This window comes from Holophagales bacterium, assembly GCA_016699405.1.
Classification (GTDB): Bacteria; Acidobacteriota; Thermoanaerobaculia; order Multivoradales; family JAGPDF01; genus JAAYLR01.
The window spans coordinates 4,187,008-4,198,425 of record CP064972.1; the positions used below are offsets into that span (position 1 = coordinate 4,187,008).

The window sequence follows — 11,418 nt, forward strand, 5'->3', positions numbered from 1 at the left end:
AAGGATCGAGGCCCGCGGCCTCAGACAATCCAGAATCTGACCTGCTGCTCCTCGAGGAAGCTCCGCGCTCCGCTGCCCTGGAGGTAGGCGAGGGTCGAGAGCGTACCGGCCTCGAGACAGGAACGGGCGACGACGGTGACCGACCGCGGGGCGCCCTGGACCGGCCAGCCGGTGCGTGGGTCGAGGATGTGGCCGAGGCGCTTGCCGCGCCAACGCACGAAGCGTCGGGCATCGCCGCTGGTCGCCAACCCCGCGCAGGCGAGGTCGAGGCGAACCAGGGCAGCCCGGCCGGAGCGTTCCGGGTCGTCGATCCCGATGCTCCAGGTGCGGCCGCCCCGTCGGAGATGGCCGACGCAGAGGTCGCCGCCGAAGTTCACCACCGTCGAGGCCGAGGAGCGAGCGGCGAGCAGCGCCGCCACCCGGTCGACGGCGTACTCCTTGCCGAGGCCGCCGAAGTCGATCTCCATCCCCGCCGGCAGCGTGAGCTCGGGATCGCTCCAGCCGACCTTCGACCACCCCACGAGCGCGAGACACTCGCCGATCGCCCGCGCCGACGGGATCTGCGTGCCACCGTCGAACGACCAGATCCGCCGCAGGACTCCCGAGGTGATGTCGAACCGCCCGCCCGAGAGCTCCCAGCAGGTGGCGGCGTAGTGGAGCAACTGCGCGGTCTCCTCGTCGACGCAGACCGGCCGGCCCCCTGCGAGATGGATCTGGTGGACGACGCTGTCATCACGATAACGGCTGAACTTGCGCTCGACGCGCCGCGCTTCCTCCGCCGCGATCGCGACGAGCGCCGTCGCCTCCTCGCGATCGTCGGTGTCGACGAGGACCGAGCAAGGGCTCGCCATCGCCGAGAACCGTCCGACGAAGTAGTCCTCGACGCGCTCGGTCGCCGGAGGCAGCTCCGGCGACCGGGCGACGTCGTGCGGGCGAGCGGACAGGAGCGGCCCTCAGAAGCGGCGCGAGTAGGCAACGACCAGCGCGACGCTGTTGACTCCCGGCGCCAGGTCGAATCGGCGCTGCACGCCGATCGCGCCGTCCGGCGAGCCGTCCCCCTGTTGCCGGATGTAGTCCGCCCGCACCGTCCATTCCCCGGGGCTCTCGAACGCCCGGAAGGTGAAGGCGGCTCCCAGGGTGACCGAGCTCAGCTTGCCCAGCCGGTAATCGGCGGTGGCGAACTCCGGCAGATCGGCCCCTTGGACCAGCCCGGCGGTGAAGAAGTTGGCCGCCGTCTGCTGATAGAGCCGCAGCCGCGGCTCGAGGTACCAGCCGTCGCCGAGGTCGTGTCGGTACTTCAGCTCGAGGGTGTGGGAGCGCACGTCCCACGAGTCCCAGTAATAGCGGTAGGTGCTGTAGAAGATGTCGTCGGTCAGATGGTAGACCGAGCTCAGCAGCAGCGAGTTGCGGTCGCGCGTCGACGGCCGCTTGTCGGTGAGCTGGCCGACCGGAACGCCGGTGCGCGGGTCCATCAGGCTGATCACTTTGTACGGCTCGGTGAGGTAGCCCCGCTCGGCGGTGCGCGAGGCGTCGAGCGCCACCATCCAGCGGCGCGAGAGGATGCGCGACAGGCCGAACAGCACGCTCGTCGAGCGCTTCGAGTTGTTCCGGTCGACGAGCACGTTGCCGTCGGAAAGACCCTCGGGTGTCCCGCCGAGGGGCGAGACGCGGTCCTCGTTGACGCCGGCTCCGACGGTGAGGGTGAAGAGCTTCTGCATCAGGTCGAAGGTGACCTTGCCGTTCGCCCCGAGCGACTCGTAGTCCTTCTCGTGGGAAGCGTGCAACCCGATCGTCGAGGCCGCGAGCCTGCCGAGAGGCGCCTGCCATTCGCCGTCGAGCGCCACGCGCTGGTCCTGAAAGTCGTTCAACGGGATCTCTCCGGCGGCCGAGGTGGTGACGCGACCGGAGGCACTCGTGTGCGTCTGCACGCTGCCCGACGGCAGCGCGCCCGTCGGCGAGGCGCCGGTGATCACGTCCACGGTGAGCTGCCCCGAGAGCGACTGCCCGTTGCCGAACAGGCGCGACGCGCGCACGATCGGTTCGTAGACCTGCGCCCGGCCCTGCTCGCCGTAGAGCAGGGTCGTGATGTCGAGCTGGTTGGCCGGCTGCGTCGACTCGGCCGAGGCGGCCGCGGGAACCAGCAGCAACGCGAGCGCTGCCTTGCCCAGTCGGTCGCGGAGCGACGGCGTGACCTCGCCGCCCGGAGCCGGCGCGGTGGCGGCTGCGGCGTCTCTTTCCTCTAGTTGCATCCGCAGCCTCCGCCTCCGACGTCCTGACCGCCCATCGACGCCTCCTTGCTGAAGTAGATGTGGTCGTCGATGCCGCGCAGCATCGGGCAGGGATTGAACCGCATCCCCTTCTCGGCGAGCAGGTCACGGTCCCACGGACGCACGCTCGCGCACCCGGCGAGCGCACCGGCGAGAAGCAGCGTGGCGGCTGCACGCGGCAGCCAGGTCGACAGGTCTCTCATCTCGCGACGGCCTCCTCGATCCGTCTCTCGATCGCTTCCTCGTCTCGCACGGCGAATCCGGCATGTTCGAACACGATCCGGCCGTGGCGGTCGACGACATAGCTCGACGGCATGGTCGAGACGCCGTACGCCTCCGCCGTCGTGCCTGCCGGGTCGAAGGCCACGGTGAAGCTGGGCGAGAACTCGCGCAGAAAGGCCGCGGCCGGCTCCCGCCGCTTGTCGAGATTGATCGCCACGACCACCAGACCGGACGAGCGGTAGCGCTCGGCCATCGTCGACAGCCAGGGGAACGACTGCCGGCACGGTCCACACCACGAGGCCCAGAAGTCGATCAAGACCACCTTGCCGCGCAGCGACTCGAGCGAGACCGGTCCGCGCTCGGTCGGCAGGTCGAAGGCCGCCGCGGACGCCGGCACGGTTGCCGCGGCCCCCTCCGGAGGACGGCGGCGCGCCTCGGCGGGCGGCGCCAGGAGCGTCGTGAGGAGCAGGAGGGTGAGTCTGGCGAGCGAGCGGATCCCGTGGGCTTCGCGGCGAAGCGATCGGGTGGAGGAAAAGAGAGCGGTGCGCACGGGTTGGCGCGGCGAGCAAGAGCGGTGCCAGGCCGACGACGCCGAAAGGGCACCGCTCGCGGGGTCCGATGTCGTCATCCCGGGACAGCTCCGTCGCTTTTCGAGACGGTGCATCGAGGGACAGCAGGTCGATCTCGCGATGGCGGAAGGGTCGAGCCGTCTTGACCGGATGGTGGTCCTCCTCTACGCTGATTGGCGATGTCGCCCGGGTCGCGCCCTCTTGCCGAGCTCTTCGCACCTGGTCCGCGGAGCCCAGGGCGAGCGGCAGGTTGACCATGCGGGCGATCGCGCCAATCGCAACCCCCGGGAACGACGAGCACCCGGGGGTTTTTAGTTTCTCGGAGTGAACCCGAAATGAACGGATCGGCAATCCCGAAAGCGGCGGACCGAGACCTGGCCGACCGCCCGGAGATCGCCGCCGCGCAGCGCGTCGTGATCAAAGTCGGCACGCGCGTGCTCACCGGCGACGACGGCGGCCTCGCGCTGTCGCGTCTCTTCGCCCTCGTCGAGACGGCGGCGCGGCTGCGACGTCGCGGGCGCGAAGTGCTGATCGTCAGCTCGGGCGCCGTCGGGCTCGGGCGCGACGCACTGGGTCTCGCCACGAGCCCGCTCGAGCTCGCCGAGCGTCAGGCCTGCGCCGCCGTCGGCCAGTGCCGGCTGATGGCGCTCTACGACGCGGGCTTCGCCCGGCTCGGCCTGGTCTGCGCCCAGGTGCTGCTCACCCAGAGCGATTTCGACGATCGCGCCCGCTATCTCGCCCTGCGCGACACGCTGACCGCACTGCTGCGTCACGGCGTGGTGCCGGTGATCAACGAAAACGACACCGTCTCGACCGAAGAGCTCGCCTTCGTCGGCGCCGCTCACGGCGAACGCCCGGTGTTCGGCGACAACGACCGACTGGCGGCGCTCGTCGCCACCAAGCTCGGCGCCGAGCTGCTGCTGCTCGCCACCGACGTCGAAGGCCTCTACGACCGCGACCCACGAGAGCCCGGCGCCCGTCTCGTCGAACGGCTCGACGACCCGGCGACGCTCGATGGCGTCCTCCCGGGAGCGGCGAGCGGCGGCTCCGGGCGCGGCGGCATCCGTAGCAAGGTCGACTCGGCCTGGATCGCCGCGCGCTCAGGCTGCCACGCGGTGATCGCCTCGGGGCGCCGGCCCGGCGCGCTCGACGCGGTGCTCGACGGCGCGACGGTCGGGACGTGGTTCCCGGCTCACGCCGGGGCGCTGCCGGCTCGTCACCGCTGGCTGGCGTTCGCCACCGCGCCGCGCGGCGTCCTCCATCTCGACGCCGGCGCCGTCGCTGCCCTGCGCGAGCGCGGCGCGTCGCTGCTCGCTCGCGGCGTCACCCGCGTCGACGGCGAGTTCGAGCGCGGCGAGGCAGTCGACCTGGTCGGCCCGGACCGCCGCCGCGTCGGCCGCGGCATCGTCTACTGCGACGCCGCCGCCGCTCGCGCCTGGAGCGCCGGCCAGGCGCCGGATGGGGTGCGCAACCACCACGCGCTGATCCACCGCGATCATCTGGTGCTCGAGCCATGAGCCCGGCCGAGCTCGTCGCGCTCGCTCGTGACGCTCGACGCGCCCAGCGTCGGCTCGCCGCCGGCGGCGGCGAGCGGCGGACCGCGGTGCTGCGCCGCCTGGCCGAACGGCTCACCACGCACCAGGAGGAGCTGATCGCGGAGAACCGCGCCGACGTCGACGAGGCCGAGCGCCAGGGCCTGGCGCGGCCGCTGCTCGACCGCCTGCGGCTCGGCGCCGGCAAGCTCGCCGTCCTCGGCCAGGGCCTCGAAACCCTGGCGGCGGCTGGCGACCCCGTCGGTCGCGTCCTGCGCGCCACCGAGCTCGACGAAGGCCTCGTCCTGCGCCAGGTCACGAGCCCGCTCGGCGTGCTGCTGGTGATCTTCGAGAGCCGCCCCGACGCCGTGGTGCAGATCGGCGCGCTGGCGTTGCGCGCCGGCGATGCGGTCCTCCTCAAGGGGGGCGCCGAGGCCACGCGCTCCAATCGCGCCCTCGTCGGTTGCCTGCGCGCCGCGCTGGCCGACGAAGGGTTGGACCCCGCCGCCGTCACCCTCGTCGAAGGTCGCGACGCCGTGCACGGCCTTCTCGCCCTCGACCACGAGATCGACCTGGTGATCCCGCGGGGCTCGAGCGAGCTCGTGCGCACGGTGCAGGCGGCCACCCGGATTCCCGTGCTCGGACACGCCGAGGGCATCTGCCATCTCTACCTCGACGCGGCGGCCGACCCCGACAAGGCGCTGCGCCTCGCCATCGACGGCAAGTGCGACGCGCCGTCGGCCTGCAATGCCACCGAGACGCTGCTGGTCCATCGCGCCTTCCTGCCGCTCCTGCCGGCGCTCGGTGCGGCGTTCGCCGCCCTCGGCGTCGAGTTGCGGGCCGACGACGAGGCACTCGCCGTGCTGCCGGTGGCCATGCCGGCCGGCGAGCGCGACGGGGCGACCGAGTACGGCGACCTGATTCTCGCCGTGCGCACCGTCAGCTCGCTCGACGAGGCGGTGGCGTGGATCCACGAGCACGGCTCGGCGCACACCGACGCGATCGTCACCGAAGACCGCGTCGCCGCCGCCCGATTTCTCGCCGAGGTCGACTCGGCCTCGGTCTTCGTCAACGCGTCGACGCGCTTCGCCGACGGGTTCCGCTACGGACTGGGCGCCGAGGTCGGGATCAGCACCTCACGCCTCCACGCCCGCGGCCCGGTCGGCGTCGAGGGTCTGCTCACCACGCGCTGGCTGCTCGAGGGCGATGGCCACGTTGCCGGCGACTACGCTCCCGGTCGACGCACCTTCCGCCACCGGCCGCTCGCGCCCGCACCGTAACCTCTCGGTTGTCGAACGGCTCCCGCCGGCGCTGCGCCGCTTACTCGGCGAGGTCCTGCTCCAGTCGGGAGCGCCAGCCTTCGACGGTCGAGCGATCCGAGGCGCCGGGATAGAAGCGCCCCGGGGCGAACAGTGAGAGCTTCTCGCCACCGCGCAGCGTCAGGACCAGGAAGTGCTGCATGACGTCGCTCGACCGCTTCCCGAGCGAGCCGACCCCGACGCCGAGCACCTCCGAGAACTCGATCGTCCGGCGCTTCGTGGCGAAACGACCGCTGTCCTCGATGGTGATCCGACGCTCGCGCGGGTCGATCGTCACGCGCTGCCGACCTCCAGTGACGAGACCGGCGACACCGATCGCCAACAGGAGAAGACCCAGCGCGAATCCGGCACGCGCGTTCGGGCCTCCGGCGTCGAGGTGGCGAAAGCCGACCACCAGCAGGAGGCCGACCGCGGTCGACAGCAAGGCCGTGCCGGTCTGTTTGGCGGGACTGCTCTGCGCTCCCCAGGCCTCCCTCACCGAGCCCTCCTCCGATCGTGATCAGGTGCGCGCCGCGCCGGACGGCGGACCGCCTTTCGACCCGCCCGTCGGAAGCCACTGCGTGTGGGCAGCGGTGGCGAAGGCGTCGTCGGGCCGGGTCGAGACCGGAGAGGCCGGGAGCTTCCAGACGGCGTCGCGGACGCGCACCCAGTCGACGAGCTCGGCGACGGTCTCCGCCGCCTCGGGTCGCTTCTCCGGGTCGCGCTCGAGCAGGCGATGGACCAGCGACGCGAGCCGCGGCGGAATTCCGGGCACCAGATCGGCGAGCGGACGGATCCGCGCCGACAGCGTGCGCTCCATCACCTCCGAAGTGCGCGGCGCAGCGAACGGCTGCTCGCCGGACAGGGCGGCGTAGAGCACGACGCCGAGCGAGAAGAGGTCGCCGCGCGGAGTGAACGGTTCGGAGAGAAAGACCTCGGGCGGCACAAAACCCGGCGTGCCGAAAATCCGTCCCGGCTCGGCACGGGCCGCCGAGGCGACGAACGCCGCGAGCCCGAAGTCGACGACCTTGATCGCGCCATCGCGCCCGAGCAGCACGTTGCCGGGCTTGATGTCGCGATGCACGACGCCCTGCGCGTGCGCCAGCTCGAGCGCCCGGGCAACGGCGAGGCCGAGGCAGGCGGCGGGATCGGCGCCGAGGCGGCCGACCTCCCAGAGCAGCAGCTCGAGCGTCTTGCCTTCGACGAGCTCCATGGCGATGAAGGCACCGCTCGGCGACGCGACGGCGTCGTAGACCGCCACGACGTGCGGGTGGGTGAAGCGAGCGATGGTCGTTGCCTCGCGCAACAGCGCGGCGATCCGCTCGTCGCGCTCCAGCTGGGCGACGGCCGAGTCGAGACGCAACGTCTTGAGGGCCACCGGTCGCTCGAGGCGCGGATCCCAGCCGCGATAGACCATCCCCATGCCGCCCACGCCGAGCGCCTCGACGACCTGGTAGCGGCCGAGGAAGACGCGCGAGAGGTCGTCGCGATCGGCCACGCCGCGCGCCAGCCGGGCGAAGCCGGCCTCGAGCTGCTCGATCTCCGAGCCGCTGGCCGCCGCGCCGCCGGCCGCCCGCTGCGCCTCGAGCATCCGCCGCACCGGGCGCACGATGGTGATCCACGCCCCCTGCGCCGCGAGCGCCACCAGCGCCAACGCCGCGGCGATGGCGAAGAGAGCGCGCCGCCGCATGCGCCACGCCGCCGCCTCGGCGACCGCGGCGCTCTGCCGCGACAGCACGACCCAGGAGGATCCGGCCACCGGCGCCCAGGCCCCGAGCTGACGATCGCCGCCCCGGCTCTCTGCCTGCTGGGCTCCGCGCGCCCTGCCGGCGAGCGCCATCTGAACCACCGTGGGCGGCATTTCGTCGAGCGTTTCCAGCGGCCCGGCGAGCACCGCCCCCGAGCGATCGGCGAGCACCAGCACCGCATCGTCGCCGAGCTCCTCGGGACGCAACAGGTCCCCGAGTCCGCCACCCGCGGCGACGAGACGCACCGCCCCGCCACCGCTCGGACGGTCGACGATCACCAGCAGGTCGGCGCGCTCGCCCAGCCCACGGACCCCGGGCTGGAGCGGCAGGCCGCGCACCCGTTCACCCGCCGCGCGAGCGACCGGCGACGCAAGCTGCGCCCGCACCCCTTCCCGCCCCTCGCCATCGACCAGGGCGAGCGCGAGCGCGCCGAGGTCGGCCCACGACGAGAGGCTCTCGCCGAGAAGACGTCGCGCCGCCGTCCCGTCGGCCTCGGCGAGCTCCGGGCGCGCGGCGAGCGAGGAGACGAGGGCGGAGCGGGTGGCGAGCCAGGACTCGACCCGCTCGGCCGTCGCCCGCGCCGCCACCACGTGACTGCGCAGGACCTGCTCGGTCATCGCCTCCCGGTTGAGCGAGACGAGCTGCCAGGAGACGAGCCCGAGCGGCAGCAGCGCGACGAGCGCGAGCGCCGCCGCGACGCGTGCGAGCAGCCCCGAACCCCGGCGCCGTGGCCAGCTCACGGCAGCTCCTCCGGCAAGGGCGCCGGACGGCCGAAGTGGAACCCCTGACCATGGGAGAAGCCGAGCTCGGCGCAGCAGCGCGCCTCCCCGGCCGTCTCGATCCCCTCGGCGACGGTTTGCAGGCCGAGCCGGCGCGCCGCGTCCACCAGGGCGGCGACGAACTGCCGCCGGGGCTCGCCGGCACGATCGATCCCGCGGACGAGCTGGAGATCGAACTTGAGAAACTGCGGCGGCACCTCGAGGATCTCCTGCAAGCGGGCGAGGCCGGCGCCGAAGTCGTCGTAGGCCAGGCCCATGTCGAGTGCCGCGAGCTCCTCGCGCAGGATTCGCAGGCGCTCGACCGGCATCGCCAGCTGTTCGCTGATCTCGACGACGACACGGCGCCCGGGGTGAGCGCGCCGCATCGCGCGGAACGAGGCGACGAGACGGCGCGTCTCGAGCTCCCCGGCGTTGACGTTCAGGAAGAGCAGCGACTCCGGCGGGAGATGGCGGGCCGCATGAAACGCGTCCTGGCGGAGGAGCTCGGTCAGCTCGACGTCGAGGCCGACCTCCTCGGCGATCGAGAAGAGCCCGAGCGGGGACTCCGGAAGGTCCTCGTCCCGTCCGAGGCCGAGCGCCTCGTAGCCGATCCGTTCGCCCTCCGGCAGCCGCACGATCGGCTGGAAGCGCGACTCGACCCGCCGCTCGTCGATCAGCCGGCGCAGGCTTCGCGCCTCTTCGATCCGGCTGCGCAGGCGCGGCATGGCGCAGGGCGGCGAGCTCAGCGTCGTCGTCTCGAGCCAGACACGATCCTGCTCGCCGGTCAACCGCCCGAGCCGGAACTCGAGATCGGCGAAGTGGACGATGTCTCCTTCGGCGAACACCGTCTCGCCGGTCAGCCGGACCCCGTTGAGGTAGGTGCCGTTCGTCGAGCCGAGGTCGCGCAGCAGGAGCGCGGCCGGGCCGCGACGGATCTCGGCATGTTCGAGCGAGACCTGCGGCGACGGCAGTGCGAGGTCGAGATCGGAACGACGACCGACGCGGCAGGGCAGGCGCGCCAGCGCGAGCCGCCAGAGCTGACGCGAGGAGGGCTCGATTCCCTCGAGGTACCACTCGAACGACGCGGGTCCGGAGCTCGTCATCGGAGGCTGCCACACGAGGTGAGCGAACGCTGCCCACGTCGATCGACTGGCTTATCATAAGGGCAACCGTTCGAGTCAGGCCGGGTGCCGGACCGCGCTTGCCGGTCCATGCTCCGACGACGAGGAGACCTCCATGCGCCAAGCTCACGCGACGATCTGCCCGGCTCTTCTCCTCCTGCTCGGCGGAGCGCTCGCGGCCGGCGCGAGCGAGCTCCAGCCCCAGGGTTGGCACGTCGTGCGCCCCGGCGACACACTCCTCGATCTCACCCGCACCTACACCGGCTCGACCGACCCCTGGAGAGACAACTGGGGGCTCAACACCTTCGTGCAGGATCCCGACCTGCTGCAGCCCGGCTGGCGCCTGCGCCTGCTCCTCCAGCCGGCGCACTCGCGGCCCGCGGCACAGCTCGTCCAGCTCGCGCGACGCGTCGAGAGCAAGCCCGCGCCGCAGCCGTGGGGTCCCGCTCAGGTGGGCGACCTGCTGCTCGACCGTGACGCGGTGCGGACCTTCGACGGCGCCTCGACCGAGCTCGCCTTCACCGACGGCGGCCATCTGCGCCTGACCGAGCGTTCGCTGGTCTTCCTCGTCCGCCCCACGCAGTCTGTCGCCAGCGCCCGCCGCGGTGTCGAGATCGTCGAAGGCGAAGCCGACCTCCAACTCGGCGACGCCGGAGCGGCACGGCGCGAGGTCGAGGTCGTGGCCGGCAGTGCGCGCGCCGCGCTGCGCACGGCGCCCGGCTCCGAGGCCTCCTCGCGCACGCGACGCGCCGTCGCGGGCGGTTCGCAGTGGATGATCTACCAGGGTGACGCGACGCTCGCCGCCGGCGGCAAGCGCGTCGAGCTCGCCGCCGGCACCGGCAGCACGGTCGCCGCGAAGTCTCCGCCGACGCCGCCCGAGGCCCTGCTCCCGGCGCCGGCGCTGCGACCGACCCACGGCTCGGCGACGGTCGCGGCCCATCTCGAGCTCGCCTGGGAGGCGGTGCCGGGCGCGGCCCGTTACATCGCCGAGCTCTGCCCGGATTCCGCCTGCGGCGTCGTCCTGCAACGCGTGACGGCCCTCGCCGAGCCGCTCTGGCGGCCGGAGCCGATCGAACCCGGCGACTACTACTGGCGCGCCAGCGCGGTCGCCCCCTCGGGGCTCGACGGCTTCGCGGCCCCGGCCCAAGCACTGAGCGCCCTCGACCACGAGCCCGACACGCTGGCTCCCGAGGCGCGCCTGGGAGTCGGCGGCCCCCACGTCGAGATCGACGGCGAACCGGTCTTCTCCGGCGAGGCGATCGTCCAGCTCACGGCGAGCGACGAGGGCAGCGGCGTGGCACGGCGGACGCTTCTCGTCGACGGCACCGCAGCCGAGGAGTCGCGGCTGCGCGGACCGTGGGCGAGCGGCGAGCATCGGGTCGAGGCGCGCGTCGCCGACCGCGCCGGCAACGAAGCGGTCGTCGGGCCGTTGATCTTCACCGTCGACGCCGACGCCCCGCAGATCGAGCTCGAACCGGCGACCGCGGGATCCGACTCGAACGGCGTCTGGCGGATGCTCAGCGAGCTCTCGTGGACCGCCGATCAGGGATGGAGCGCCTGGCGCTGGATCTCCGGCGAGCGTCGCCTGCACCGCGACCTCGTCCGCGGGGCCTGGAGCCTCGGGGGCGGCGAGCCGACGCTCTCGCTCGCGTGGCGCGGCACGCCGCACGTCAGCGGCGATGGCACGCAGGCGATTCCCGGTGGCCCGTCGCTCGCCTTCACCGCACGCGATGCCGGATCCGGGGTCGCGACCTTCCGACTGCGGCCGAAACAGCGGCGTGAGGGCGATCGGCAGATCCTCGTGCTCCGTTTCGACAGCGCCGACCGGCTCGGCAATCGCCGGGTGCTGACGCTCGAAGTCCGTCCCGATTGAGCGCCGCGGGTTCGACGATCGGCGGCGGAC

10 protein-coding genes are annotated in these 11,418 nt (G+C 72.7%); 3 read left to right on the forward strand and 7 right to left on the reverse strand.

Annotation, left to right across the window (positions count from 1 at the left end; translation table 11 throughout):
• Positions 1–20 precede the first annotated feature (20 nt).
• From IPJ17_17255 to IPJ17_17270, 4 genes are all read right to left on the reverse strand, one after another.
• Positions 21–851: an FAD:protein FMN transferase gene (locus IPJ17_17255; protein ID QQR73209.1), complete on the reverse strand. Its 831-nt coding sequence runs from the start codon at positions 849–851 to the stop codon at positions 21–23.
• Positions 852–953: 102 nt separating this feature from the next.
• On the reverse strand, positions 954–2,249 hold the full coding sequence (locus tag IPJ17_17260; protein ID QQR73210.1) for a DUF3570 domain-containing protein: 1,296 nt from the start codon (positions 2,247–2,249) through the stop codon (positions 954–956).
• The gene (locus IPJ17_17265) at positions 2,240–2,470 is read right to left on the reverse strand and encodes a DUF4266 domain-containing protein (protein ID QQR73211.1); all 231 of its coding nucleotides are present in this window, start codon (positions 2,468–2,470) and stop codon (positions 2,240–2,242) included. Before IPJ17_17265 ends, IPJ17_17260 begins: the two co-directional genes overlap by 10 nt.
• The gene (locus IPJ17_17270) at positions 2,467–3,117 is read right to left on the reverse strand and encodes a TlpA family protein disulfide reductase (GenBank protein ID QQR73212.1); all 651 of its coding nucleotides are present in this window, start codon (positions 3,115–3,117) and stop codon (positions 2,467–2,469) included. The genes IPJ17_17265 and IPJ17_17270 overlap by 4 nt, the downstream gene beginning before the upstream one ends.
• A gap of 276 nt (positions 3,118–3,393) precedes the next feature.
• Here IPJ17_17270 and proB point away from each other — a divergent pair, with 276 nt between their 5' ends.
• Positions 3,394–4,575: a glutamate 5-kinase gene (proB, locus tag IPJ17_17275; protein QQR73213.1), complete on the forward strand. Its 1,182-nt coding sequence runs from the start codon at positions 3,394–3,396 to the stop codon at positions 4,573–4,575.
• Positions 4,572–5,870, forward strand: a complete 1,299-nt coding sequence (locus IPJ17_17280; GenBank protein QQR73214.1) for a glutamate-5-semialdehyde dehydrogenase — start codon at positions 4,572–4,574, stop codon at positions 5,868–5,870. The genes proB and IPJ17_17280 overlap by 4 nt, the downstream gene beginning before the upstream one ends.
• Positions 5,871–5,910: 40 nt before the next feature.
• On the opposite strand, the gene IPJ17_17285 is transcribed toward IPJ17_17280, so the two are convergent.
• Genes IPJ17_17285 through IPJ17_17295 form a run of 3 tightly spaced genes read right to left on the reverse strand, consistent with a single transcriptional unit; the run spans position 5,911 to position 9,497 of the window.
• Positions 5,911–6,387, reverse strand: coding sequence for a hypothetical protein (locus tag IPJ17_17285; GenBank protein QQR73215.1), 477 nt, complete (start codon positions 6,385–6,387; stop codon positions 5,911–5,913).
• Between the two features lie 21 nt (positions 6,388–6,408).
• Positions 6,409–8,376: a protein kinase gene (locus tag IPJ17_17290; protein QQR73216.1), complete on the reverse strand. Its 1,968-nt coding sequence runs from the start codon at positions 8,374–8,376 to the stop codon at positions 6,409–6,411.
• Positions 8,373–9,497: an EAL domain-containing protein gene (locus IPJ17_17295; protein ID QQR73217.1), complete on the reverse strand. Its 1,125-nt coding sequence runs from the start codon at positions 9,495–9,497 to the stop codon at positions 8,373–8,375. Before IPJ17_17295 ends, IPJ17_17290 begins: the two co-directional genes overlap by 4 nt.
• A gap of 133 nt (positions 9,498–9,630) precedes the next feature.
• Here IPJ17_17295 and IPJ17_17300 point away from each other — a divergent pair, with 133 nt between their 5' ends.
• Entirely contained in the window at positions 9,631–11,388 is a 1,758-nt protein-coding gene (locus IPJ17_17300) for a FecR domain-containing protein (GenBank protein ID QQR73218.1), read from the forward strand.
• The last annotated feature ends 30 nt before the right edge of the window (positions 11,389–11,418 follow it).